Annotated in this window: 23 protein-coding genes; 10 read left to right on the top strand and 13 right to left on the bottom strand. The window is 57.6% G+C overall.

Going from position 1 to position 24538, the window contains the following annotated elements; all coding sequences use genetic code 11:
• Positions 1-503 precede the first annotated feature (503 nt).
• The 3 genes from XH96_RS33685 to XH96_RS33675 form a co-directional block, all read right to left on the bottom strand.
• The gene (locus XH96_RS33685) at positions 504-1937 is read right to left on the bottom strand and encodes a M16 family metallopeptidase (protein ID WP_371739908.1); all 1434 of its coding nucleotides are present in this window, start codon (positions 1935-1937) and stop codon (positions 504-506) included.
• The gene (locus XH96_RS33680) at positions 1937-3289 is read right to left on the bottom strand and encodes a pitrilysin family protein (protein ID WP_194394370.1); all 1353 of its coding nucleotides are present in this window, start codon (positions 3287-3289) and stop codon (positions 1937-1939) included. Before XH96_RS33680 ends, XH96_RS33685 begins: the two co-directional genes overlap by 1 nt.
• A gap of 440 nt (positions 3290-3729) precedes the next feature.
• The gene (locus XH96_RS33675; RefSeq protein WP_231164220.1) at positions 3730-4440 is read right to left on the bottom strand and encodes a hypothetical protein; all 711 of its coding nucleotides are present in this window, start codon (positions 4438-4440) and stop codon (positions 3730-3732) included.
• A 1189-nt stretch (positions 4441-5629) separates the two neighbouring features.
• Here XH96_RS33675 and XH96_RS39545 point away from each other — a divergent pair.
• Positions 5630-5815 carry a hypothetical protein gene (locus tag XH96_RS39545; RefSeq protein WP_092218283.1) on the top strand — a complete coding sequence of 62 codons (186 nt, stop codon included), beginning with the start codon at positions 5630-5632 and terminating at the stop codon, positions 5813-5815.
• A 973-nt stretch (positions 5816-6788) separates the two neighbouring features.
• On the opposite strand, the gene XH96_RS39540 is transcribed toward XH96_RS39545, so the two are convergent.
• From XH96_RS39540 to XH96_RS33625, 10 genes are all read right to left on the bottom strand, one after another.
• Positions 6789-6947, bottom strand: a complete 159-nt coding sequence (locus tag XH96_RS39540) for a hypothetical protein (protein ID WP_246789869.1) — start codon at positions 6945-6947, stop codon at positions 6789-6791.
• Positions 6948-7056: 109 nt separating this feature from the next.
• Entirely contained in the window at positions 7057-7602 is a 546-nt protein-coding gene (locus XH96_RS33665; RefSeq protein WP_194389701.1) for a tetratricopeptide repeat protein, read from the bottom strand.
• Between the two features lie 106 nt (positions 7603-7708).
• Entirely contained in the window at positions 7709-9826 is a 2118-nt protein-coding gene (gene sctV / locus XH96_RS33660) for a type III secretion system export apparatus subunit SctV (protein WP_194389700.1), read from the bottom strand.
• An 8-nt stretch (positions 9827-9834) separates the two neighbouring features.
• Positions 9835-10257 carry a histidine kinase gene (locus XH96_RS33655; RefSeq protein ID WP_194389699.1) on the bottom strand — a complete coding sequence of 141 codons (423 nt, stop codon included), beginning with the start codon at positions 10255-10257 and terminating at the stop codon, positions 9835-9837.
• A gap of 2 nt (positions 10258-10259) precedes the next feature.
• Positions 10260-10799 carry a hypothetical protein gene (locus XH96_RS33650; RefSeq protein WP_194389698.1) on the bottom strand — a complete coding sequence of 180 codons (540 nt, stop codon included), beginning with the start codon at positions 10797-10799 and terminating at the stop codon, positions 10260-10262.
• Between the two features lie 33 nt (positions 10800-10832).
• A complete protein-coding gene (locus tag XH96_RS33645) occupies positions 10833-11723 on the bottom strand; it encodes a hypothetical protein (protein WP_194389697.1) in 891 nt (296 codons plus the stop codon).
• A 113-nt stretch (positions 11724-11836) separates the two neighbouring features.
• Entirely contained in the window at positions 11837-12103 is a 267-nt protein-coding gene (locus XH96_RS33640) for a nodulation protein NopA (RefSeq protein WP_246789868.1), read from the bottom strand.
• A gap of 37 nt (positions 12104-12140) precedes the next feature.
• Complete coding sequence (locus XH96_RS33635) at positions 12141-12437, bottom strand: hypothetical protein (RefSeq protein WP_194389696.1); 297 nt, start codon at positions 12435-12437, stop codon at positions 12141-12143.
• An 868-nt stretch (positions 12438-13305) separates the two neighbouring features.
• On the bottom strand, positions 13306-15105 hold the full coding sequence (locus XH96_RS33630) for an HrpF/NolX family T3SS translocon protein (protein WP_371739907.1): 1800 nt from the start codon (positions 15103-15105) through the stop codon (positions 13306-13308).
• 1431 nt (positions 15106-16536) lie between these two features.
• A complete protein-coding gene (locus tag XH96_RS33625; protein ID WP_246790218.1) occupies positions 16537-17238 on the bottom strand; it encodes a secretin N-terminal domain-containing protein in 702 nt (233 codons plus the stop codon).
• Between the two features lie 189 nt (positions 17239-17427).
• Here XH96_RS33625 and XH96_RS33620 point away from each other — a divergent pair, with 189 nt between their 5' ends.
• From XH96_RS33620 to XH96_RS33580, 9 genes are read left to right on the top strand one after another with little or no spacing between them, the layout of a single operon-like run.
• Positions 17428-17949 carry a nodulation protein NolB gene (locus XH96_RS33620; RefSeq protein WP_246789867.1) on the top strand — a complete coding sequence of 174 codons (522 nt, stop codon included), beginning with the start codon at positions 17428-17430 and terminating at the stop codon, positions 17947-17949.
• A 17-nt stretch (positions 17950-17966) separates the two neighbouring features.
• Positions 17967-18821 (top strand): type III secretion system inner membrane ring lipoprotein SctJ, encoded by an 855-nt coding sequence (sctJ, locus tag XH96_RS33615; RefSeq protein WP_246789866.1) that lies wholly within the window; start codon positions 17967-17969, stop codon positions 18819-18821.
• 19 nt (positions 18822-18840) lie between these two features.
• A complete protein-coding gene (locus tag XH96_RS33610; RefSeq protein WP_092218274.1) occupies positions 18841-19461 on the top strand; it encodes a nodulation protein NolU in 621 nt (206 codons plus the stop codon).
• Positions 19458-20075: a type III secretion system stator protein SctL gene (gene sctL / locus XH96_RS33605; protein ID WP_092218273.1), complete on the top strand. Its 618-nt coding sequence runs from the start codon at positions 19458-19460 to the stop codon at positions 20073-20075. Before XH96_RS33610 ends, sctL begins: the two co-directional genes overlap by 4 nt.
• Positions 20076-20077: 2 nt before the next feature.
• On the top strand, positions 20078-21433 hold the full coding sequence (gene sctN / locus XH96_RS33600; RefSeq protein ID WP_092218272.1) for a type III secretion system ATPase SctN: 1356 nt from the start codon (positions 20078-20080) through the stop codon (positions 21431-21433).
• Positions 21409-21945 (top strand): hypothetical protein, encoded by a 537-nt coding sequence (locus tag XH96_RS33595; protein ID WP_194389694.1) that lies wholly within the window; start codon positions 21409-21411, stop codon positions 21943-21945. Before sctN ends, XH96_RS33595 begins: the two co-directional genes overlap by 25 nt.
• A gap of 57 nt (positions 21946-22002) precedes the next feature.
• Positions 22003-23058: a type III secretion system cytoplasmic ring protein SctQ gene (gene sctQ / locus XH96_RS33590; RefSeq protein ID WP_194389693.1), complete on the top strand. Its 1056-nt coding sequence runs from the start codon at positions 22003-22005 to the stop codon at positions 23056-23058.
• Positions 23051-23716, top strand: coding sequence for a type III secretion system export apparatus subunit SctR (gene sctR, locus XH96_RS33585; protein ID WP_027563377.1), 666 nt, complete (start codon positions 23051-23053; stop codon positions 23714-23716). The genes sctQ and sctR overlap by 8 nt, the downstream gene beginning before the upstream one ends.
• A 1-nt stretch (position 23717) precedes the next feature.
• The gene (locus XH96_RS33580) at positions 23718-23993 is read left to right on the top strand and encodes an EscS/YscS/HrcS family type III secretion system export apparatus protein (RefSeq protein WP_194389692.1); all 276 of its coding nucleotides are present in this window, start codon (positions 23718-23720) and stop codon (positions 23991-23993) included.
• Positions 23994-24538 lie beyond the last annotated feature (545 nt).

Raw genomic sequence — 24538 nt, 5'->3', positions numbered from 1 at the left:
CGCTATCTAGATCGGCATAAAGCAACCGAATCTTACGTAGCGTCAGATTGCGAGCTCAGCGAAGAGTAAAGGCGGTGTTACGCGGTACGACTATGGCTTGGACAATCATCAAAGGGTCTGCTGGATCAGATCGTCGTCTTTTCGGCAGACAAGTACTGAGATGATCCTGAAAATCCGGCCATCGCTGGTTGGGCTGGAAATGAAAAGAATTAGGGCAAGCCATTTAGTAAGCGGTTATCTCCACGTCCGAGCTATTGCCCAATGGCAGGACGACAGTGCCTCAACTTAGTCTTCGCGGAGCCCCGATTTCTATCTTGCATTTGGTTGTCCTAAAGACTTCAACCCGGACTGCTTGTTTGGCAACGCGCTTGAGCAAAAACGGTGCTTGAGCGGCCGCATGGTAACTGTCCACGAGCGAATATCTCTGCAGGCTGAAGCCGGTGGTTAGACCCAGTCTGCGCGCAACAGCCAGGGGCTTGCCAAGCGCCTGGGTTGCTAGAACGTCAATTCGGTGGAGCCGTCGGGGCGGCGTCTAGTTGCTGAGCGCCTGGCGGAGGTGTGATCGCCGGTGGCATGGTGGTCGGTTGCGCTGCGTCCCTGGGGGAGCGGCCGACGATAATTGTGAGCAGACCATCGCCCCACAACCGCCGTGCCGCTCTCTTGGCGTCCGCCAACGTCACCCCATCGACCACGGCGTTGTGCTTTTCGAAATAGTCGATGGGCAGCTTGTCAAGCTGCTGCTGCTGCAGCGTCCGCGCAAGCTTTGATGATGTGTTGAGAGCCAGTATTTGCGACCCTTTCAGGTAGGACTTTGCATCATCGAGTTCCTGCTGAGTGGGTCCCTCCTCGGCGATGTCGCGGACCTGCTTCTCGATTTCTTCGACCGTTTCGTCGGCACGATCGGCGCAGGTGCCACTATTCCCGAGAAACATGGCTGAATGATCCAGCCAGACCAGGTTCTCACGAACCGAATAGGCTAGTCCGCGTTTCTCGCGGACTTCGCGGAACAGACGCGACGTCAGGCCGGCGCCGCCGAGGATGTGGTTGACGACATAGGCTGCCATGAAATCGGGCTCGCTGCGACGGAAGGCTGGACCGCCAAAAGTCACAACTGTCTGCGGCACGTCGAGCGGAATAAAGAGCCGCCGTGGCGGCTTTGCTGCAACGACTTCAGGAACCGGCGCCGCTTCCGCTTCGGTCGGCAGGCTGCCAAAGGTCTTGTCGAGCAGTTTGCAGAGGACCTCTGGACGGACGTCGCCGACCACCGCAAGTTTGAGAGTGTCTTTTGCGATCACGCGCCGGGCATAGCCCTTGAGATCCGCGATCTCGATTTTCGGCACGCTCTCCAGCGAGCCCCCGGCTGGGCGAGCATAAGGATGATCGCTAAAGGCGACTTCGAGGAACTTGAGATGGGCCAGAGACGAAGGATCGGTCGAGTCGTGCCGAAGGCGCGCAAGCACAGTGGCACGGATCCGTTCGACGTCGGTCGCGTCGAAGCGGGGCGAGGTTAGCGCCATCCGTAAAAGGTCGAAGGCTTCGTCTGCGTTGTCCTTGAGCGTGCGCAAGGAACCTCGGAAGTGATCATGGGTCGAGTGAAAATGCAGATCAATGGCACGATGGTCGAGCCGCTCATGGAAGGTCTTGAAGTCAAGCCCGGCGGAACCTTCCTTGAGCAGGCCAGCGACCATGTGGCTCACGCCAGGTTTTTGTTCGGGGTCCTGAGTCGCGCCGCCGGTGAAGGCAAATTCCATCGCGATCAACGGGACAGTGGAATCCTGCACGAACCAGGCTTCTATACCGCAAGATGAAACCAGGCGCTTGATCCCGGTCCGGGCAAGCGTCCTCGTGGCGGCAAGCGAATTGGGCGAAGCGAGCATCGCGATTGAGAGCGAGGCTCCCCCGAGGAGGATCTCACGTCGTGTGCAAGGATGGATCATTAGAGCTTCTCCCCCTGTTTTGGGGTGGACTCTTTGATGAGATAGCCGGTCACCGATCGTTTCTTGTCGAGCCATTTCGGCGCGGCGTCGTGCACCTGCTGTGCACCGACCGCGCGGATGCCGTCGGCCCATCCCCGAATATCGTCGACGGATAGTCCCGTTGTCAGGCCGCGGCCATACCAGCGGGCTAGCATTTCCTGATTGTCCTGGACATAGGTCACCTGCGCGATCAGCCGCGTCTTGACCCTCTCGAGATCTTCGGTGCTCGGGGGATTACCCGCAATGTCGGCTATTACCTCGTCGATGGCGCACTCGATCTGGCTGAGTTTGACGCCGGATTTTGGTAGGGCAAAAATCGCCAATAGCGAGGGATCGAGCGCGGCAGAGTGGTAGCTCGCTCCGGCAGTGACGGCGAGCTGCTTTTCGACCACCAGCGAGCGATAGAGGTATGAGTTGACGCCGCCGCCCATCAACTGCTCGAGCACGTCAAGCACTGGACCCTCGCCCGCGGCCGCGGTGCGAGCCGATGGTACAAGATAATAGCGGTGCAGGGCTGGCTGCTCGACGCGGGCATCGGCCAACGTCACTGTGCGCGGCGCTGCCGGCGTCGGCTCTTGCGGCCGCAGGCGTTCCAGGGGAATTGATGCTTGCGTGGGGATGCCGCCAAATGTCTCCGTCACCATCGAGCGGATTTCCTTGGGGGCGACGTCGCCAGCGACAATCAGGATCGCGTTGTTCGGTGCATAGAAGCGCTTGTAGAAGGTAAGCGCATCCTCTCGGGTAAGATTTTCGATTTCATGGCGCCACCCGATAATGGAGCGACCGTAGGGGTGGTTGAGGTAAAGCGCCGCCATCATCTGCTCGGCGAGACGTTCACGTGGATTGTTGGCGACCCTCATATTGAATTCCTCCAGTACGACGTCGCGCTCACAAAGCACGTCCTCATCTTTGAGAATGAGACCGGTCATGCGATCGGCTTCAAATTCCATCATCTTGCCGAGGTGCTCGCGCGGCACGTGCTGGAAATAGCTGGTGTAGTCAAGCCCGGTGAAGGCGTTCTGATTGCCGCCGGCGCGCAGGACGGCCGTGGAGAAGGCATCAGCCGGATGTTTGGAGGTGCCCTTGAACATCAGGTGTTCGAGGAAATGCGCAAGCCCCGATTTGCCAGGCGGCTCGTCGGCGGAGCCGACCTTATACCAGATCATCTGAGTCACAACGGGTGTGCGATGATCTGGGATCACGAGCACCTGGAGGCCGTTCTGAAGCGTGAAGCTAGCGGGTCGATCCGATCTGACCCTGTCGGCAAGGACGCTCTCCTCTTCAGGTAGATATAAGTCAGTGCTGTCATCCATCTTGTGCTCGACCGCCGGCGCGGTGGGCGTCGTCGAGCCGGAAGTATTAGCGGCGGTACCTCCTGCCTCGGCGGTGACCGAAATCAGATTCTTCATGGTAGCGCCTTTCATTCCATGCTGATCCACGTTCACGGCAGACAAATCCGACAAAGCGCGGAGCCGCTCGTTGTCTGCCAAACAGCAGAGCAAAGACCGGACCAGTTGCTGGAGTGGTGTACTCACGGCCGCGCGCACGCCAAGTGGATACAAAACGGAACTGGCACCTACCATCCTGGCAAAAGGTGAACCGTCGACATGTCGTCAACACGACATTTACAGACAACGCGTCAGGGATAACCTGGCGTCAACTGGCACAATGGAAAACTTGCAGAAGAGCTGGATTGAGCTGGCGGTATGACGTCCGAGCAATTGTCCGTAGGCTCGCGGTTACAGATCTCGCTCTACACGATGAGTGGCTTGGCAATATTTCTCATGGTAGCGAGGCGGGAGTCTGCCAGCAGCTCCTTGGAGTACACTGCGCCAAAGTAGTCCAGGACGAAGGTGCCAGAATAGCATAGGTTATCCGCCGCGCGGATTAGGTTGTCGAGAATTGTGCCGACTTGGCCAATGCGGTCGCGATAGCGCGAGCGGATAACATTAACGGCGTTCATCGAGTGGACCGCCTCGTCAGCAATTACCTGCCGCAGCCAATGATGGAACGTGGTGTTCCCAAGGGCGTCATAAAACGGCTTTTCTGCTGCATAGGCGCGGCAAGTGCACATTTCATCAAATGCGATCATAACCATCACGGAAAACTCGTCCTTCAGGTGTTCAACGATCGGCCCAAAATCATGAGATCGAGCCTCCAATCTCTCCCGAAGAGTCCTCTCGGATCCATTGGCGACAAGTTCAATGATCCGGATGAATCCGTCGGTGTGGCGCTCTTCGTCAATCGCCCAGGCGTTAAAGAATGCAGCAGCTTCATCGGAAGCGATAAGATTTCTCGCGACTAATTCTTGTTTCAAGTACCGGGCGTCATATTCAGTGTACAGATCAGGCCACAATTTGTCCCAACGTGCGCGGACAGCCGGCGGCTCGGCGGCGAACATCGCTGGCGTAAGAGTATTGAATAACTCTTTTGGACTCCAGTTCCGTCGAAACGGCGTGATCATCCAAGTGCCCCTAAACCCGTAGGATGCGAGCGCGCCGGCGCACAATTGCTGTCGTCCGTACGCTCGCAGAGCATATGCTACAAACAAGAGCCCGTCGCCTCCTTGTTTTGGTAGGCTGATGGCCAGAGGTCTTTCGGCCGGCTGAAGCGTCCCCTTGAATGGCGCATTAGCCTTTTGTGATCCACGCGGCCGCAAAACCAGGGACACTTGTCATTGCTAGTTCCGGGTCTAAAACGGCCTCACTTGACCTCGCGAGGGCGCTCTGGCGGGCCGCCATGCTGACAGCCACGATAGTTTCACCAGATCGACGGTGCCGCATATTGAGGGGTAGGACTGCGGCACGTTTTGAAGCACGATTTGCGGCACACGTGGCATCCGATGGGAGGCCCGGCATCAATCGGGTGTGGACCAATGGTGGTAGTCTGCGTCCAACTGGATCCCGAACGTTAGTCTCGTTCCCATAGCCCTTTAATTTTCGGGATTGCGGCGATACTACTTCCCATGAGGATCGATGAGTATCTCTGGCCTTCTTCGATTCTGCTAAATTCTCAGTGAAATCCCTGTGCACTCCGGCCGCGCAAGCGCACCGCTAATCAAGTAAACGGAGCTACGGAAGAGACTCGGAAAGTTATGCGATAAGCTTACGCTACCTGGTAGATTGCCGAGGGTTGCGCGATTGAGAGGATCCGTCGCAAGCAGCATTTCGGTTGTCGACCGGCGAGGTAAACAGCTGCTCAATCTCGCTAGCTTTCGATGAGACGGAGGAAGTCACAGTTGCGTGCCGTTTGCTGTTTATGGAGGAAAAAGGATGGCGACAAAGCACCGGCTCTCTGTCTTTCAAATCACCAATAAACGGATTGCTCAAATTAGTTAGTGAGGAACCCAAAGACAGGCCAGTTCACAGTTATCCTGATTGAGATTGCAAGCCGAAACGTGCCTCGCTCGCGCTAGCTGCTGCTAACTCCGCTATCCAACCAATAAGCTGAGCCAACGGGTGCAGAAGCGCCCGGATGGAGCACCGCCGAGCGGTTTTATGTGGATGTGATCCTTGTGGAAAACATTCTTTTTCGGCCCCGTCATGCCGGCAAGGTTCTGCCAACCATTCACGGCTTCGACTCCGACCGCTAACGGATCGAAAACGGTTTTCGAGCAAGTTCTTGCCCGGGATAGCAGGGGAGGAGATCCACACATGAGCGGACCGGCCGTTATGGAAAACGTGCGCCGCTATCGCGCGATAGCTTCGTTGTGCCGTCAGTCAGCCACATTTCGGCCAATCCAACGGGACTCATTGCTAGCGCAAGCTGCAGAGTGGGAGGAGCGCGCGATCGCAGAGATCGAGAGATACTTCAGTTGTTCTGCTGCACGTCCTGCTTGATTGCGCTCGACGATGAAAAGTATCCACCACCTGGCCAATAGGTCGGATCATGACAGGCAATGCTGGCCAAACGATCCAGTTTCCGATGTTGCGCCGCGCAAGGAAAGCGGAACCTGCGCTTATCAAGCTCAATTCCGCCATCCCGTGCGGATGCAGAAATCATTGATCAAGAATTATATGGCGAAGGGCATGAGATGCGAGGCTGACCTCCCTAAAGTCGATTTGGCCAATGACATCGGTTATCTTCGTGTAGAGCCTGTGCGTTCTACATAAAGTCATATTCATCATCATGCGGATCGCTGGCGGGCTTTGCCGCACTCTCGGTACACCTGGCGTTGCCGCTCTTGCCTTCAGTCGCGGCAGGATACAAAGGCGGTTTGCCTGCTCGTTACCATTTGCATCCTTTGTTTTTCCATTTGTCCTCCTTCTTGGTGGGATCAAGCACCATCATCGAGTCACTTACCTCAACAAGTCAAACGCTGCTGCGCGGGCTTTCGCTGCCGGATTGAAAGAGTGAGAGAGGACGAGCTGTTCGTTGCCGTCGATCCGGAGCTGATGTTCAAGCAACATATGGCCCGCATTATCGACAAGCGGATGAGTAGCCCGGAAATCTTTTATTGAGGTGAGGCCATCTCACCCAGGAAATTGCTCGCGCCGATCATTTTTGCGCTTGAACAGCTCACTCGGGCGACCTCCGGCTTCCGTTCTCAGGAGCCCGGTGCTCGTGTTCCCGAGCTGATAGGTGAAATATCGCGCTTTCACCGAACCAGACTTCGTGCCGAAGCAAAACGCAATTCCACTGTGCGTTTAGCCTTTCAGGACACCCGAGCTAGAGTATCGCTGCGGGTTCGCAGCAATATGCTCGATGTGTCCGCCATAAAACCCTGCCAGCTTGTTCCCGATTGAAGATCTTGATCTCAACCACTGGTGGCTCTCGACCAGTGCGTATGGCGGGACTGCAGTCGAAAATGAATCAGAGGAGAAACTCGATGGCGCCGAATTCAGGAATGAGAGTATATCCGGCGAAATTTTGGCGATGCGCGTAGTACCGGTCATTAGTCGCGCGCGTTCTCATTTCATCGGCCTCGGAAGCGCATTTGATATCGGATAAATTTCTGGTGCGCTGAAACATGAAGCCTCCCATTTGTATCGACGAGGTCGCCGGGGCTGCTCGCCGATTGAGTGTTCCGCGTTGATGGTAAGCCTAGCTGTCGGCATGCTGATAGCTAAGCATCAAGACGTTACCGTTCCGATCCGGTCCCGCATGGGCTCGTTCGAGATAGCGCCGCGAAGTGCGGGCCGTCCGCCTGTGGTGCTGGGTTGGCGCCGCCGGTCTCCGTCTTACCTTCAAGAGCGAGGGACAGTTTGAAGTTATTGCGCAGCATCGGGTTTGCGGGTTCCGCTGCGAGAGCTTGGCGGTAAAGTTCTTGGGCCTCCCGATGTCGGCCCTCGTGATCGAGAACAACTGCTTTGGCATTCAATGCGCGCAGGTCGCCAGGGGCTGCCAATAAGATCCCGTCGAGCACCTCAAGCGCATCATTCGGGCATTTGCGTGCCAGCAAAGCCCGCGCAAGAGGAATCGCGGCATCAACATTATCCGGTCGTTGCTTCAGCGCATCGCGCAAAGCCTTCTCGTCAACATCCGGACCGAGGGCGAGAGCGATGCGCTCGCGCATAGCTGGATCGACCTCCTTGGCCCCGACCAGCTCTGCCGCAGACGTCGGCTGCTCTGAAAGATCCGACTTGCGCGAGTTAACGCAACCCGCAAGCAGCACAATGGCAAGCATGGGAAGAAAGGCCGAGCACGAATGGCGACGAATGTTACGCCAGCGCCGCAGAACGTTATTCTTACATGAATTCATAAGCGACCTCACGACCCCAAACCTGTGCTCGTCAGCCGGCCGCAGGGAGGAGGTCACGATGCCCGCCTGTAGGAGTCTTGTCCTTGCCAGGCGCAAGTTTGACGGAGCCAATCGGCTGGACGGTGAAATCCGAGGCGAGATCCTGATAGGAGAGAACAGGTAGGTCTATTCCATTGCGGGTGAGAAAGCCGCGGACGAAGCGCCGGATATCCATCGATCCCAGGATAACTGGCTGGTTCCGACTACGTGCGATGCTCGAACGGATCTGGCGAAATTGTGAAAGCAGCATCTCGCTTTGCCGATCCTCCAAAACGAGATAGGGACCGACAGCTGTCTCGCGCACGGCACTACGCACGATATCCTCGGTCTCGCGCTCGACGATAAAAGCCGCCACAACACGATGGGCGTTGGCGTAGCGGTGACAGATCTGCCGCTTCAGAGCGGAGCGCACATACTCGGTGAGCAGTACGGCATTTTGTTCCCGTTCGCTCCATTCTGCAAGCGCCTCCAAAACCAAACGGGTGTTCCGGATCGGGATGCCCTCGTCCAGTAAGCGACGTAGGACATCCGCGATGCGAGGGATCGGTGTCGTGCGCAGCACCTCTTTCACCAGATCGGCATATTCCTGCTCCATCCGGCCAAGCAACTGACGCGTTTCCTGAATGCCAACCAGGCGCTGTGCATAGCGTGTCAACGTTGACTGGACGCGCAAGGCGATGATTTCGCTCGGACGGTGGTGCCCTATTCCGGCAGCGTTGAGAGCAGGCGCATGGACTTGTTTGATCCAGATCCGATTCGTGTCTGGGTCGTGCCAAAAGGGGATCCCGCTCAAATCAATGTTCGCCACGTCGTCATTAAGTAAGAGTTGTGTCGGGTCAATGGCGCCCTCTTCCACGGGCACTCCTTCGACATCCACCCGGAATTGCAATTGGGCCAGGTGCTTTGCGCTTTGGGCGGGAATGCGTGGAATTGTGATGCCAAGATCAGCTGAAACCAGTGCCGAAACCCGGGCGACGCACTGCTCAAGTTCCCCTACGTCGATTGCCTGCATCAGGCTCGGCGCTAGCAACAGCGTAATTGGAAGTGCCTCCGCGGGCACGGCTTGCTTCTGACCCTGTGCGGAAGCGGGAGCCGAACCGGTGGGACCGGCGCCGGCTTTGGGAGCGGTCTTGCCCTCTTGCACGCCAACCTTGAGAAAGCTGGCGGCGGAGAAGAGCGCGGCCAGTATGACAAAGGGGGGCAAAGGGAAGCCAGGAACGAGCCCCATCACAAGCAAGACACAGGAGGCCAAGCGTAGCGCTTGTGTGCTGGCCGTAAGTTGGTTGACGATATCGGCGCCGAGATTGAGTTTGGAAGGACCGTTGACACGAGTAACAATGGTTGCTGCCGTAATTGACAGCAGCAGAGCCGGAATCTGCGAAATGAGCGCATCACCGATCGTCAGGATGGTGTATTGATGCATCGCCTCCTCGAGGGACATGCCCTTGGAGAGCGATCCGATCGTGATGCCACCCAGCATGTTGATGCAGATGACTATAAGTCCGGCTATGGCGTCGCCTTTCACGAATTTCATAGCGCCGTCCATCGCGCCGTGCAGTTGGCTTTCTCGCTCGAGCGCGCCGCGCCGGCTGCGGGCTTCGTGCTGATCGATATGGCCGTTGCGCAGCTCCGCGTCGATTGCCATCTGCTTGCCCGGCAGCGCATCGAGCGTGAAGCGCGCCGATACCTCCGCCACCCGTTCGGCGCCCTTGGCGAGAACCATGAACTGCACCATGGTCACGATCAGGAATATGACAATGCCGACGGCGATGTTGCCGGATATGACGAAATCGCCGAACGTATGGATGATGCTGCCGGCATCGCCCTCGGCTAGGATCAGTCGCGTCGTTGCAACGGTAAGAGCGAGACGAAAGACGGTGGAGATCAGGATGACGCCCGGTAGGGACGAAAAGTCGAGCGGCGTGTTGAGATACAGGGCTACCATCAACAGCAATATGGCAAACCCTAGATTGAAGCCGATCAGCATATCGATCACGATGATCGGGATCGGCATGATCATCATTCCGATCGCCAGAAGAAGCATCAACGCGACCATCAAGTCCGGGTGAGCCGGCGCGCGCGTGATGAGATTTCGTAGAAGGTTGGCCATGAGAAGCCTTATTTTTGTTCGATTGAAGCTGTGCTGCCCCGCAATAAAACATAGCGTTTGAAGACGGCTTGCGCTTCGGTCATGCGGCCAGCGTGACGCAGCGCGTGGCTGCGCATCAGCATCAAGGGCAGACACGAAGACGGCTCGTCATCCAGTTTGTCAAGCTTGTCCAATACCGACAGTGCTTCGTCACCGCGACGCTCCGAGATGAGAGCGTAGGCCAGGATGCGGAGCAAGCCGACGTCTTGGGACTGTTCGTGAGCGACCAGCCGCAACAGAGCCAGGCTCTTGTCGCTCTGTCCGCAGGCAAGGTAGACATAAGAAAGCACGCAGAGCAAATCTCGCTCCGGCCCGGAGATCAGCTCGACAGCGCCGGCTTCGGAAACGCGCTGTGTAGATGTGAGGTGTTGCGCTTTATCTGGCCCGTCCATCGCTAGCCTTTGATCAAGCCGTTGTGACTCTGCCGGAGCAGGATTAATCGCTGCAGCTCCAGTTGTAGAAGCGCGGCCCCTTCACGTGACACCAAATCCTCTCGCGCAGTTGATAGCGTGTCAGCCAAACGCTCCAGAAGAAGGCCGTGTTGCTCTGGACGCAGAACATGCGAGTGACGTAAGCGCGGCGTCACGAAGGAGAGCAGACCGTGCGCGAGATTGGGCTCATTAAGCCAAGCGAATTCCGAGCCTGGCTCGACCTGACCTGGCGGGGCGCGCGCCTCGTCGAGATTGACGCGCGAAACTGCATCGATCGAACTGAGCTCGAGCGCGCTCTCGATCGTGGCGTCCACCAACGGATCCAGCACGTCGCTGTGACGAGAAATTGAGGTGTGGCTCTTGTTATCATTGCCACGCCTCCGATCAATCCCGATGGACTTACCTCGAGAACTAACCGGCGTGATGGCAGATGCATGATGATCGACGTTTGGCTCCTGAAAAGAGGTGCCAGGCTTGACGGGATTCGGGGGCAGCCTAGTCATGGCACTTTGCTTTCTTACCTGCGGGCTAAACCGCTAATAGGGTAGGGTGGCAAGCCGGCCATCCCGGCTCAGCAGAACACGCCCTTCCTCAATCCCGCAGACGGTCCATCCATTGCTCAAGAGCGCGCCGACGAAATACTTTTGACCAGCAATGACAATATAGGGTTCGCTCCCGCGCCAAACAGCTTGGACCTCAATTGCGGGGGGCGTCTTCTCATCCTTGATGGCGACCGCATTGACGAGCGTATAAGCGCCATTGCTATTTTGATCAAACCGCTGCTGGACGTCTCGCCATGTGGCGAGCGAGGCGGGCGTAACGGTGCCGTCGGCGGTGACAACGCCCACCCCAGAGCCGACCTTGATGCCGACAAGACCCGCTCTATCAACTTCCTCTTGCAGCCGCTCGGCAGCTGCATCGGTGGCCAGAGCATCAGGAGCGCTGAGCGCCAGCTTGGGTGCAATGTCCGTAGCAGGGGACGACGGACATGACGCCAAGGTGGTGTCGGTCTGGACAAAACTGGATGAGACTGCGCCAACCGCGGCAGAGCTGATCAGGACCAAAGTGAGAACGGCGAGCGATATACGCCGGCGGTCGATGGAGCCAGCTTGTTTGTAGTCCTCGATCGTCCAGCGAATGGACATCGCCCCGGCATGCAAAACGACAGGAAGAGAGACAACAATGGGCTCATTAGCTAAAACAGTCTCGCGCCCCTCAATCCTGACGTCCCTCGCAAGGGCCTCGATCTCGATTGAATTGAAATGCGGGGCAACACGAAGATGGTGCGGTTCGAGGCCTTGTTCGACGAAGATTAAGTCTGCGTCGAGGCTGCTGCCAATCAGACACGATCCGCCCCCCACTTTACTTGTCAGCCCAGAATAACACCCGGACAGCACTTCGAAATGCAGGCAATTTGGTTCATTCACGGTTGGTTTCCTGAACAGTGAACGGGACCGTACGGCAAGCCGTACGGCCCTTGCGACTTCACAGACTAAGCAGCCGGGGAAAGTGGGGCGGCGACGCCGCCCCATCACATCCCTTACTGCACCCGCTCATCGGCCGCTTTTTTGACAGTCGAAAGCTCAGTCGAGACAATGCGAATTTCCACATCCCTCTCAGCAGCCTTTGTGCTGGTCGCAGTCAGAGCGGCGATTTGCTTTTGGAATGCCGCCTCTCCAGCAACTTCAGCACCCGCGGAAGCGGCTGCAGCAGTAGCGGTGCCGGCTGCCCCACCTGCAGTCGAGGTACCAGACGCACCAACTCCTTTACTCATACTATTCTCCTGTTTGCTCGATTTCGCCGCCACGTGCGGCTCCTATTTCCTAACGTCGCAACATGCGACGTCAGGAATCCTCGTCTGTCTCGGCCATGACATCGTCGAAACGGCTCATTGCACTATTCGCAAATTGGAGAGCAATGGCTCCCAGAGCGACGTTGAACGCTTGCTGCATAGCGGCTTCATGCGAGTTAGTGCCCGGATTGGACGCGCCGCCGTTTGCGGGAATGTTGGCATCAGGGGATCGGCCATGATCGTCGCGCTCGCCAGGCTTTTGAGATCCCTTTTTGCCGCCGCCTTTGCCGCCAGCCGCATGGAGGTCAGCATCAACGTGTCCAGCGGCCCTAGAGCTCGCAACGCGCATGGAGTTCTCCTGTGTCAATTCGATGTGCCAATGGAGGCAGTTTCCACCCTCCACTATGCAAGTATTAGCTTTCGACAAGCTGACGAGTCGTAGAAAGTACAATGAGCCGATGGTGGGTCGTCATTAAACGTTTCACCAGCAGACCGTATTTGAAAGGTTGCCGGCCAAAGCTGGAGATCAGATGGTTAAGACAAACAATCGTTTGTGGAGCTTGATCGGGTGAGCACGTTGCTCATCGCTTCGAAAGCGTTCAATTGGCGAAATATCAAAGCCGCCACTAATAAAAGCGTTTTTGGCTCGATGTGCTGCAATCTCGGGCTCATGTCTCTTGCGATGCCTCCGAGCTCTTTCGACAATTTGCTTGGGGTCAGGCGATGCGGCACGGAGCTTGACCTCGTCGGGAGCGAGCCTGAAAGCCAGAGTGACGGCCGATCCAGCGGCCAGAGCGGTCCATCGGCCCTAGCTGGCCCATGGCAGATCCGTCAATCGCGACCCATTTCAGGGAGACCGAGCAGGAGCCCGCTGCTCGAGAAAGAGCCCTTCGGCTCTACCGCTCTGGACCAATGTGCTCTCGATCCTTGCGCAATCGGCTGGCTCCTCGGCTGTGGCCGTCTGTAGGGTATTGTTAATGCATCGCGATGTTGACAGGCGGCGTATGCAGTCAATGGAACGTCACAGCGGCAGACTGGGTTTGAGGCCGGATTCGAACGATCGAGTGCGGCCGACATAGTTTGTGCGCAGCGAAGGGCCGAAATAAGTTCCTCGGATTCGGGGGCGGTCTCAAGTGTGCTGGTGGAGCTTGCGCGACGCGCGGAGGTCGCGCAAGCTCAGTTTCGAGCGTCATCCTGAGAGGATAGCGTCGCTCCGCCTAGGCGTAAGCGCCTGCAGCTTGCAAGCGCTCGGACTCGATGCGAGCCTTCAGGTTATTTAAATAATCCTCCGCGTAGGACTGGGCCACCGAAACCGGCAGGTTGATGCCTGCCGTCGCGGCTTCTTGAATGGCCTGCTTCACCAAGCCTTCTCGCATTGCTAATTTGACTTCAGGTCCGGCGATGCAGCCCACCGCCTGTGCCGCAAGGCTCAGCCCGGCTTCTTCCAGCGCTTGCTTTATGTTGCCGCCACTGATGGCAGTGTGAAGAAGATTTGCAGCTTGCGCCTCGGCTTCGAGCACCATTGACGCCAGATCCGCCAATTCACCCAAGCCTGGAATGAAGCCAAGTACACCGACTGCTGTTGCGGCCCAGTCGAATACCTTAGAGCCAACTTTGAGCACGTCGTTAAGTGCGTGCATGAAGGCGCCACCGTTCTTTTTGGGAGACTTGATGTCGGGCTGGTCTGCCATGCCCGTCGTCATGTCCGCGACCGCGTCCTGCTCGGCAGGCGTTCGGGCGGCATGCGTCTTCACTTGGTGAACGGTGCGGTTCGCACCCGACATGTTGTTGAAGAACTGGTCGAAGTCGCTGTTGCTGATGTTGCCGGAATCGACCGTATGGCTGCCGCCGAAGTCGAAGAACTTGTGGTGGGTTTTGTAGCCCGTAATCGCGTTGTTCATCAACCCGAACAACACAGGATCGGAGAGCAGCTGGGAGGCCGCCTTTCGCGCCTCGGGCGCGAGGCTCTTATCATCGACCATGCTCGCCAGCTTTTCCCGGGTCAGGTCACCCTTCCCGAAGAAAGCGTTTTGGTTCTTGCTGATCGTATTGAGCGTATCGAGCTCGGCTTGCGTGAGATTGATCGATGATGAAGCAACCTGCAGGAAGTCCTCTTTGTGGACCTTGTCTATCGAGCCACCGTACAACTGCTTCCATTCATCCGGGTGGTCGAGGAAGTATTGAGCGGCAGCGAGGACCTGTGGCGGGCATTTGCCGGTTTTGGCTTCGCCGTCGACGATCCGCTTGAAATCCGCAAGGCTCAGGTTCTTAGGCAGGTTGTCGGCATAGCGATAGAGCTCGCGCACTGCATCGGTCTGGGTCATAACCGATGGCTCGCCATTCCGGGTGCCGTCGGAAGGGATATAGTTCTGCGTATAGCTCTCTGCCCGCTGCTCCTGGAAAGCAGCAACCTGAGGGTGGTGATCGGAGAAGCCGGAGAGATCACCTGCTTTGATCTTCCCGCCGCAGCGGCCGTCACCTTGCGAGCCTATCGCATAGAAGAGCTCTGGGTCCTGTTGCAACGCCTCGATCGCCGCCTTTAGATCCGGCGGTGTGGAGGGATCGTTGGCCAGATCGCCGAGAGATTTCCAATCCAGCGGGCATTTGTCTTTGTGTCGGTTCAGCACCGACACAATCTCCAGCTCGGCATCAGTCAACGTGCCGCTGTTCCACGTGATCCTGGAGCTTTGTACGGGTGCCTCTGCAATCTTCGGTGCGCTCGCAGCGGAGGAGGACTCCGTGGCGGATGGCTCTGGCGCCTGCTGACATGCGTCCAGTGCGGCCTTGATTTCCGGCGGGAGGATGTTCCGTACCTCCTGCGTGAGTTCCTCCGTCAGGTGCTTGGCTGAGTCTGCAGCCGTCGGCTCCTGCGGCGCGGAATGGTCATCGACCTTGTCTTTCAACGAGAAACTAGCCAGCATCGCCTCGAAATTTGAAAGATCCCGCGCCGATGAGGGCCCAGGCGCCAGCCCTGACAAAGTGGAGCTCGCGGTTAGCGACAGGTTGTTGACTGACATTATACGTCCTCTGATTTGAGATCGCACCACAAGCCGGTCATGTGGCGCAGCCCGAGAATCGCGACGAACAACGAGCAATAAATGTTGATAGGATTCGATGGCTCCTACCACTTGCTTCCGATTGCTCAGTGCGCCCCAGCGCTCAGTTCCGCTACAATCTATAGGCACATCGCCGTCTAGATATTCACGCCGTATGGTAGGTTCGATTAGCTTTCCAAAAGCTGACGGCATTCAGAGGTTTCATAACGAAACGCGAAATGACAGTGTGAAAGGCGGTCATGGTTCTTGATATCGGAATCGGCTTGCCTGCTTTGTTTCGATCGCTCGCCTCCACGCCAATTAGGTCGAATTAATGAATCCGAGTCTGCCGCTCTGCGGATGGTCACGTGCGCTAATTCCTGCAACAACGTCGCAGGTCTCCGCAGCATCTTATGGTGAAATCACCCACGGCTTGCGACCTCGCCTGCGCCCAACGAGAGTGTTGGCGTCTGCCCGATGAGCCAGATACAGAATGATCGTATCAGATTGACTGGCGTAGATGCTCGAAAGAGTCCGACGGTATTGTGCGGACCATGTTGCCCCGAGCGGATCGAAGCTCGGCTGCGCCTGGCATTCTTTATGTCATCATGCTTATCCGCTTGGCGAGTGTTCGCTCGAACCTACAGGCCAAAGGTCAGCGTCTAGCGATGGTTTAAGACGAATAAAACCTTCTTCTCGCCATTCCGCCCCGTGAGGCACACCCAGGTTGGTGAACATGGTTGTCCGGGCAGCCCTGGTCGGTATGAGATCGCGGCTTTTTAGCATTTCGAAATCTCCAAGTTCCGGCGGAGAAACCTGTGCCGGCAACGCGAGCTCCGCTTGAGACGGTCCGGCGTGAGGTGACCCGGATCGTGGCCGAAATCGGAGGCGTCCACGCGGTGCTGAGCGATCGGCTGTTGGGAATTGGTCCGCTCGCCGCCGCTCAATGATAGCTCGACACGCGATAATCTGCCTCCGAGTTCCTGCCAAATTAGATCCTGGCTGTATTCGGGTATTTTATCAATGCGACTCTCTCGGACAGGCGGGCGACGAGGACGAGTGGGACGCTGGGTTGTCCGCCGGGCTTAGCGCGTTGAACTCCATGCTGCTCCTCCTTTTGGACAACGGAGGGGCTTCATTCTTTTGCGACGAAGCTCCTTTGCATGGCAGAGTTCGTAGAGTTGTTCAAAAGCTCGCACGAGGTGCTAAAGCGGCAAAGCATGGTCACCGATGCTGCCGGCCAGGACTCTGGTTCACATCCGCGGCGCCGGCCGGGCGTTTATTGCGCCGCCCCGAGGCATCGGCCATCTACATATCCGCACTCCGGCAATGGCAGCAGTAGCTTTCGAAAAGCTGAGAGAGGGCATAAACAGACGCGTTGCACCTCTTCGTAGGCGATCTGTTGTCGTGAGGTCATTTCTTACCTGCGTCGGGTAGGTGGACCATGCCGTCTTGATGTGGTGCCTCCGGCGAAGGGGCGTCATTCGGTCGTCCTTCGCGAACGACCACGCTGGAGGATCCCCGAAACAGCATCAAGACCGACTCGTGCCGTGGCTTTTCGTCACCGCTCGGGTTTCGCCGTGCCTGTGCCTCCGCCGCAAGTCCTTTGAGTGTTTGCTCCACAAGCGCGACAAAGCGGGGTGGACCAGAGGCGAAGACAAGGCCATCTCCCGGTACGGCTCTCACGATGTAACGCTCGTCGGAGATGTTGAGCGCATCGAGTGCCGCCTTGAACGCATCAAAGCTGATCGGACTCAAGACCAAAAGGCGGCTTTGCGCCTCATGCGCGGCGGATACATAGAGCACCATTCCATCGTAGTACCATTGAAGATTGTAGAGATTGATCAACCGTTCGAGGAACTCTCGCGGTGGGAGATCGGACATTCGCCCGCGAATCCGCCCCTTCACCCCGGCGCTGACATTGACTCTGATGTTTAGGTTGTTGCCGAATTCCTGCAGTGCGGCCGCGAGGTCCTGATCCAGAACTGTGTAACTATAAGGCGTCGATGGCAGCGCCAGGGGAGCGCCGAGCGCCTCGACGACGCCCAAGCAAATGAAAACACCAGCATAGAGAAGTTTCTTCAAGATGTGCCGCCTTGTAGATGGAATGAGCATTCCTGCTATTTTTTCGCTTGAGAACAAGCACTGGAATTCGTCCCAATTTGGAAGCCGCTGCCTCGTCGAAAATTGGGAGCTGACCGTGATCATTAGATGACAGCTGCTCGTCAGTTTTTGGTCAGCTTGCTTCTCTAAGGTGCCGGCCCGTTCGTGTGAACTGATGGCTCACCTCACTACGTGACAGAAATGATTTCCTCCATGTTGTTTGGCATTACGCCGACCCCTGTCAACTCCGTCGAGTGTGCCTCCAACGGCTGTTCGCCGGCACACGCCCAGTTTGATGAGAGTCTTGCGCAGGCGGCCTCGAACCAAGGTGCCGCCTCTTCTGTGAGCGAGCGCGCGCCAGCTCCATTGCTGCCGGAAGTACCGCGCGCAGTCATGTCGCCGAGCCCGCTCGGCGATCGTGTCCTTCAGAGCATTTCTGCTATCCATCAGGGCAAACCATTTCCGTCGGGTGCAGTTTCGCCGACGCTCGTCGGCGAGCCTGATCCTACCAAGGGTCTCCAGCTTGGGCCGGCAGCGCAACCAGTCTTGCGTGTGCAGCAAGTCGAGGTACATCCGGCGGGCAAACCGGAAGGCGCGGATCATTTCGATTCGGCGCTGGCGAATCTGCGGGATGTTTACAACGGCGCTATCCAGGTTTCGCTCGTCTCCAAGGGAACAGGTGCTGTCAGTTCATCTCTGAACAAGCTTCTATCGGCGGGCTGAGCGGGCCATTGGCTGTCTTGACGAAAGACAAGATCGGTAACGGCTGTCCCGCAAGAAAGCGGCTTCATGCTCTCGTCCTGTTGCCGCTTTTGCTGACCCTCGCCGGTTGCAAAGCTGATCTGTATACCAAAGTGCAAGAACGCGAAGCCAACGAGATGCTTGGGCTGCTCCTGAGCAAGGGCGTCGATGCCATCCGTGTTGTCGGTAAGGATGGGACCAGCACAATTCAGGTGGAAGAAAAGCAGCTCGCCTACTCAATCGAGCTTCTGAATAACCAGGGCTTGCCGCGCCAACCCTTCAAGAGCCTTGGTGAGGTGTTCAAGGGGGCGGGCCTCGTTGCCTCTCCGGTTGAGGAGCGAGCCCGCTACGTCTATGCTCTCAGTGAAGAATTGTCGCGCACGATCAACGATATCGATGGGGTTCTCTCCGCCCGTGTTCATGTCGTTCTGCCGAAGAATGATCTTTTGCGACAGGATGCAACCCCGTCTTCGGCGTCGGTGTTCATTCGATACGCCTCGAATGCGAAGCTCTCAGCCTTGCTGCCGCAGATCAAGATGCTCGTCGCCAACAGCATCGAAGGTCTATCATACGACAAGGTGGCGGTCGTGTTCGTGCCGGTTGAGCGGGCTCAGCATGAGGTCTCCGTTGTGCCAGCGGCAGCTTCCACCGAACCAACCAAGTTCATTGCAACCCACATTGCGATTGGTGCAGGAGGTGGGCTCGCCGCGTTGGGCATTCTATCTTACGTGCTGCTGAGCACACGTGGGGGACAGCTTCGTCAATCCTGGCTCAAAGTGGCAAGTTTCGGCAGAGATGCCAGCAAGCCAGCGGGCCAGTCCGCCGGCAAAAAGCTCTCCTCCGATCCGAAATAGCGGCAGCAGGTCCGTATCGATGGCATCCACTAACCCAACTTATTCACTCAACCCGCATTCCGATCGCCTGCGCGAGCTTGCCGCTTTGATCCATCCCAGCCGGTTTGCCGGCCATCTTGATGGGCTTCTGTCGGACGCCACAGTGCTGCAGTTGCAGAAGTCTCCAAGACTGCAGCAAAGACTGGTCGAATTGCTGCTAGGTAGTGAGCTGGCTTCGAGCGGAACCGACTGGGGTAGGGACGTTCTGCTCGGGCATGAGCCGCGTCGGGCGGCGCTGCTCGCTGGCAGTATCTGGCATGCCCGTTCGGTGCTGAAGCTTGTCTCAAGGCATGATGTAGCGATTCTGATCGAAAACATTGGTGCCGAAGCACATGCTTTCGCAATCCGACACTTATCCAGCGCCGTCGCAACCACATCGATTGACGATTCGCAGAAGCTCGCGAGCCAGATTGAAAATGACGGATTTGCCTGCCTTGGCGCTTGGCTCAAGGACGCATCAGAGCTTGACCGTGTGCGCGTTCTTCTCCGCTTACCTGTGGGGACCACCGCCGAATCTCCGGCAGCCGAACACCACAACTCAGCGGGTCAGTTACTGTCTTTGGTGGTGGCCCACTTGGCCACGCAGGAGCCAGCGGCATGACGGCCAATGAAACAGTCTTGCCATATAGCCCGCAGATACGGCCGCTCGGTCCGCTCATACCAGCCGCGGAACTTGGCATCTGGTACGATGCGGTGCAGACGCGCGCGCTAGCCGAGCGATACCTGCGGCAGGTTCGCAGTTGGGCAAGGAAGGCCTATCAGCAGGAGCGGGAGCGCGGGCACTGCGAGGGTCTAAGGTCAGGCTCGGACGAAATGGCACAGCTGATTGCCCGAGCTGCTTCCGATGTGGCCGGCCGAAAAGCTGTTCTGCAACAGGAGTTACCACAGCTCGTCATTGAGATATTGACCGATTTGTTGGGCTCCTTTGATCCGGGTGAGATGTTGGTAAGAACCGTTCGTCACGCTGTCGAGAAAAGATATGGCAGCGCAGAAATATGCCTTCACGTGTCTCCTGTGAACGCTGATGCACTAAGACATGAATTCCTGGCGTTCGATGGAACGAATAGTCGGCCGAAAGTCAGAATCGATCCGGACCCTGCCGTGGGGCCGGACCAGTGCGTTCTGTGGAGTGAGTTCGGCAGTGTCGATTTAGGACTTGCCGCGCAGCTCCGCACATTGCGTCTCGGCCTTGATCCATCTTCTCAGGAAAGCTAACCGTGACGACGCAACAATCAGGCCATGATCAAGCCGGCGGAGAAGGAGATGTGCATTCGGCGATAGCATCTCTGAGATTCGCAGCAAAGGAGGTCGATACGCGTGCCGTGCGGGGACGGATCACGCGTGCGATCGGCACCTTGCTCCATGCCGTGTTGCCAGGGGCCCGTGTTGGAGAACTTTGCCTATTGCAGGATCACGCTTCCGGATGGTCACTTGAAGCGGAAGTCATCGGTTTGCTGCCGGACGGGGTTTTGCTGACGCCCATTGGCGATATGGTAGGCTTGTCCCACCGCGCGGAAGTGCTCCCAACAGGGCGCATGCAGGAAGTGTCAGTCGGGCCTGGCCTGCTCGGCCGCGTGATCGATAGCTTCGGCCGTCCACTCGATGGCAAGGGGCCGCTAAGGACGGTCCACACTTGTCCGCTCCGCGGCAAGGCGCCCAACCCGATGAGGCGGCGTGGCATCGAGCAGCCGTTTCCGCTCGGCGTTCGCGTTCTGGATGGACTTCTGACGTGTGGCGAAGGTCAGCGCATCGGAATCTATGGAGATGCCGGTTGCGGTAAGTCGACGCTGATGTCGCAAATTGTAAAAGGCGCGGCCGCCGATGTCACCGTGGTTGCTCTCATAGGGGAGCGTGGGCGCGAGGTGCGTGAATTCATCGAACGTCATCTTGGAGATGCCCTCGCTCGCACGATCGTTGTCGTTGAGACATCCGATCGATCGGCAATGGAGCGGGCGCAATGCGCTCATATGGCGACCGCACTCGCCGAGTATTTTCGTGATCAAGGGCTGCAGGTCGTTCTGATGATGGATTCGCTGACCCGCTTTAGCCGTGCGATGCGCGAAATCGGCCTTGCCGCCGGAGAACCTCCCACCCGGCGCGGCTTTCCTCCTTCCGTCTTTGCGCTGCTTCCTGGTCTGTTGGAGCGAGCCGGTATGGGCGAGCGGGGCTCGATCACGGCATTCTATACCGTGCTTGTCGAAGGTGACGGCACGGGCGATCCGATCGCCGAAGAGTCGCGCGGCATTCTCGATGGTCATATCATTCTTTCGCGCGCGCTGGCCTCCCGAGAGCATTTTCCCGCCATCGACGTGCTGTCCAGCCGAAGTCGTGTCATGGATGCGGTCGCCTCTGGTCCACATCGCAAGGCGGCATCCGCATTCCGCGATCTGCTCTCGCGCTACAATGAGGCTGAGTTCCTGATCAAGGTCGGTGAATACAAGCCGGGCAACGATCCACTGACTGATCGGGCAATCGAGTCAATCGAGGAACTGCGCGCATTCTTGCGCCAGGCACAGGACGAGCCGTCGAGCTTTGAGGAGACCGTTTCATGGATGTCGCGTCTGACGGCCTGAATCTCGTGCAAGCGTCGAAATTGCGGCTGGTGAAAGACATGAGAGAGCGAAGCGCGCTTCGTGAATTGTCGAACATGGAAGCCAGGCGCCAAATTGCGGTCGCAGCGCTGCAGCGAGCGTCTGAGAATCTTAAAGGCGCGGAGGATCGTCGCGACAAGGCCGAAGCTGAACTTTATCAGGAGCTGGCGTCGCTCGAGATGATGTCCGTGACCGAGCTCGATCGTCGCTGTCAACTCGTCCTTGGGCGGCTGGCAGCAGAGATCGAATCGGCACGCCAGGCGCGTGAGCAGGCGCGCATCGCGCATGAGCAGGCCCAGCGGGCGGTGAATGAGGCGCGGACCATATGGGCCAAGCGTTCGGCGGCGAGCCAGAAATGGCAGGAGATTGAGGGCGATGTCCAGCGCACTACCGCTGTCCGTTCGGAGTTTGCAGCCGAAATCGATGCCGACGATGAGGTTTTGCTCCGATATCAGGGTGGTTCGCGCAGCCAGACGGTCGATGACTCGAACTAATGGCTGGTTCTCTTATCAACTCGCGAGCTGCGCCCGCGGAACCTGTCGATAAGTGCCATGGGTGAACCCGCACTATATCAGCCAGCGGCAAAGCTGTCGCATGAAGTGGTCTCCTGGCTCAACGAGACCGCCGCACCGCGCACGGTTCTGCAGAGCCGCATTGGCGATAAGCCGCTATCGATCCGTGTGAGCCGGCTTGTTTGGCAGGCCGAGCCATATGCCACGTCGGTGCTCGACTGCGTATTTTGCGCCGAAGGCGAGACCGCTGTGTTGTCCTTGCCCCGCCTTCTCGTCGAGGCACTGATTTCAACGATCCAGCATGGCCTTACTTTACCTTCCGGCCCAACTCGCTCGCTCCTTCTCGAACTTGCACTGGAACCTTGGCTCGCTGCATTAGAGATCGTGCTCGCGCGGAATTTGCAGCTGATCCGCGTCGAAGACACAACGGCCAGAGACCCCTATTTGGAGTTCGACGTTACTTTCGGGCCGCTGGCGGCCAAGGCTCGCCTGTTCTTGTTCGCGCCTCTTGACGGTCTGGTTCCGTCTGCGTTTCGTGTCTTAGGCGAGTTGATCGGCCAATTACCGCGAGATCTAGGTAAGATTTCTTCGGAATTGCCGGTCGTAATTGCGAGAGAGATCGGCTCGCTGCGCGCGCCCATCAAGCTTCTTCGCCAAGCACAGCCCGGCGACGCACTGCTGCCCGAGGTCATTCCCTTTGCCCATGGCCAGCTCATCCTCGCTGCGGACAAGTTGTGGGCGCCGGCGCAGGCGGCGGGCGACAGACTTATCCTTCGGGGACCATTCCGCCTGCAGTCCCATCCTCTAAGGTATGCAAATATGACGATACGCCCCCAAGCTGAACAAGCAATCCCGCCCTCGGAAGCCGACATCGACAGTGTTGAGATCACGCTTGTGTTCGAATGCGGCCGCTGGCCCATAACGCTGGGTACGTTGAGAAGCATCAACGAGGGGCACGTGTTCGAGCTTGGCCGGCCGGTGGACGGTCCGGTCGACATTGTTGCCAATGGTCAATTGATCGGCCGCGGCGACATTGTACGCGTCGGTGAAGCGTTGGGCATCCGGTTACTGAGCAAGTTGGCGGTCAATGGTTGACATTCAACCGAGCATCCTTGCGCTTGTTGCGGCGACCGCCGGTCTTGGCCTGCTGGCGTTCGCAGTTGTCACAACAACGGCGTTCATCAAGGTTTCCGTCGTTCTCTTCCTGATCCGCAACGCGCTCGGCACTCAGTCCATACCACCGAACATCGTTTTGTATGGTGCTGCATTGATCCTTACCGTATTCATAGGGGCCCCAGTATTCGAGCAAACCTACAACCGCGTGACCGATACGCAACTTCGTTACCAAACCGCCGATGACTGGTTGACCGCCGCCAAGGAAGGCAGCGAGCCGCTGCGCGCCCATCTCAAAAAGTTCACCACTGAGGAGCAGCGCACGTTCTTCTTGTCGTCGACGGAACATATCTGGTCGGAGGAGATGCGCGCCAACGCAACAGCCGACGATTTTGCGATCCTCGTGCCGTCTTTTTTGATCTCGGAGCTTAAGCGTGCGTTTGAAATTGGTTTCCTTCTCTATCTTCCGTTCATCACGATCGACCTGATTGTGACGACAATTCTGATGGCCATGGGCATGTCAATGGTATCACCAACAATGATATCCGTTCCTTTCAAGCTCTTTCTGTTCGTCACAATCGACGGCTGGTCGCGGCTCATGCACGGATTGGTCTTAAGCTACGCATCCCCGGGGGGGTGAGATGGACGAGGCCAGCATTCTCACCCACCTGAGCCGATCATTAGTCCTGTTCATGATCTGGGTTCTACCGCCGCTTCTGGCAGCCCTCGTGGCCGGATTGGGTATTGGCATCGTGCAGGCAGCAACCCAGCTCCAGGATCAAACCTTGCCGCTTACCGTGAAGCTCCTCGTCGTCGCCGCCGTGCTCGTTCTGTTTGCTCCGGTGCTGAGCGCGCCCCTGATCGAGCAAGCCCAGCGTATCTTTACTGAGTTCCCCGCGCTCACAGCGAGGTATTAGTGCGCGCGGCACGCAAGCCTGTCTACGTTTCAGCTATAGCGTCTCGTTTGTTGGCCTTCATTGCGAACCACAAAAAGCGAGTTCGTCATCTTATCGAAAGCTCGCCTCACTATTATGAGACGGATAGACATCCGAACTGTCCTGTTCGGCTCTATGAGCCCGCCGTATTCGGAGGAAGGATGACTCCATTTGGAATTTCTATCCGTTCGATTCAGGTGTGCTTACGATGTGATGCAATTACCTGCTGAGACCTGGTCCTCGATGCACAGCCTGGCGAGTTGTCGACACAAGTGAACGGGCAACCGCTTTGATTGCAAGCGGCCCCAAGTTTCTGGCATTCTGGTGAATGAGCCTGCGAATGAAGGTGCCGCTCGAGACCGATCTCCATAGACTGCGAAATTGGCCCTCAGATCTCCAAACCGCGCTGCGGCCGGTGAGAGCGGAAGAAGCGTGGCTTGTAAGCCGCGCGCGATTTCGCGGGTGCTCTCATCGAATGGCCATACCTCTGCGCCGGATGGCGGTAGTCATATGGATAGTTGAAGCCG

The sequence above is a fragment of the Bradyrhizobium sp. CCBAU 51765 genome (genome assembly GCF_015291725.1).
Lineage (GTDB): Bacteria > Pseudomonadota > Alphaproteobacteria > Rhizobiales > Xanthobacteraceae > Bradyrhizobium > Bradyrhizobium liaoningense.
The sequence above is the reverse complement of the archived record's forward strand: the minus strand, read 5'-3'. Positions and strand labels throughout refer to the sequence as shown.

Bases quoted from the DNA above. Each gene is read 5' to 3' on its own strand.
- XH96_RS33650 (WP_194389698.1), bottom strand. From the start codon at position 10,799: ATGACTAGGCTGCCCCCGAATCCCGTCAAGCCTGGCACCTCTTTTCAG.
- sctR (WP_027563377.1), top strand. From the start codon at position 23,051: ATGGTTGACATTCAACCGAGCATCCTTGCGCTTGTTGCGGCGACCGCC.
- XH96_RS33685 (WP_371739908.1), bottom strand. From the start codon at position 1,937: ATGATCCATCCTTGCACACGACGTGAGATCCTCCTCGGGGGAGCCTCG.
- sctQ (WP_194389693.1), top strand. From the start codon at position 22,003: ATGGGTGAACCCGCACTATATCAGCCAGCGGCAAAGCTGTCGCATGAA.
- XH96_RS39545 (WP_092218283.1), top strand. From the start codon at position 5,630: ATGAGCGGACCGGCCGTTATGGAAAACGTGCGCCGCTATCGCGCGATA.
- XH96_RS33620 (WP_246789867.1), top strand. From the start codon at position 17,428: ATGATTTCCTCCATGTTGTTTGGCATTACGCCGACCCCTGTCAACTCC.
- sctV (WP_194389700.1), bottom strand. From the start codon at position 9,826: ATGGCCAACCTTCTACGAAATCTCATCACGCGCGCGCCGGCTCACCCG.
- XH96_RS33680 (WP_194394370.1), bottom strand. From the start codon at position 3,289: ATGGATGACAGCACTGACTTATATCTACCTGAAGAGGAGAGCGTCCTT.
- XH96_RS33675 (WP_231164220.1), bottom strand. From the start codon at position 4,440: ATGATCACGCCGTTTCGACGGAACTGGAGTCCAAAAGAGTTATTCAAT.
- sctL (WP_092218273.1), top strand. From the start codon at position 19,458: ATGACGGCCAATGAAACAGTCTTGCCATATAGCCCGCAGATACGGCCG.
- XH96_RS33635 (WP_194389696.1), bottom strand. From the start codon at position 12,437: ATGCGCGTTGCGAGCTCTAGGGCCGCTGGACACGTTGATGCTGACCTC.
- XH96_RS39540 (WP_246789869.1), bottom strand. From the start codon at position 6,947: ATGTTTCAGCGCACCAGAAATTTATCCGATATCAAATGCGCTTCCGAG.
- XH96_RS33665 (WP_194389701.1), bottom strand. From the start codon at position 7,602: ATGCTTGCCATTGTGCTGCTTGCGGGTTGCGTTAACTCGCGCAAGTCG.
- XH96_RS33625 (WP_246790218.1), bottom strand. From the start codon at position 17,238: ATGCTCATTCCATCTACAAGGCGGCACATCTTGAAGAAACTTCTCTAT.
- XH96_RS33580 (WP_194389692.1), top strand. From the start codon at position 23,718: ATGGACGAGGCCAGCATTCTCACCCACCTGAGCCGATCATTAGTCCTG.
- XH96_RS33630 (WP_371739907.1), bottom strand. From the start codon at position 15,105: ATGTCAGTCAACAACCTGTCGCTAACCGCGAGCTCCACTTTGTCAGGG.
- XH96_RS33655 (WP_194389699.1), bottom strand. From the start codon at position 10,257: ATGGACGGGCCAGATAAAGCGCAACACCTCACATCTACACAGCGCGTT.
- XH96_RS33610 (WP_092218274.1), top strand. From the start codon at position 18,841: ATGGCATCCACTAACCCAACTTATTCACTCAACCCGCATTCCGATCGC.
- XH96_RS33595 (WP_194389694.1), top strand. From the start codon at position 21,409: ATGGATGTCGCGTCTGACGGCCTGAATCTCGTGCAAGCGTCGAAATTG.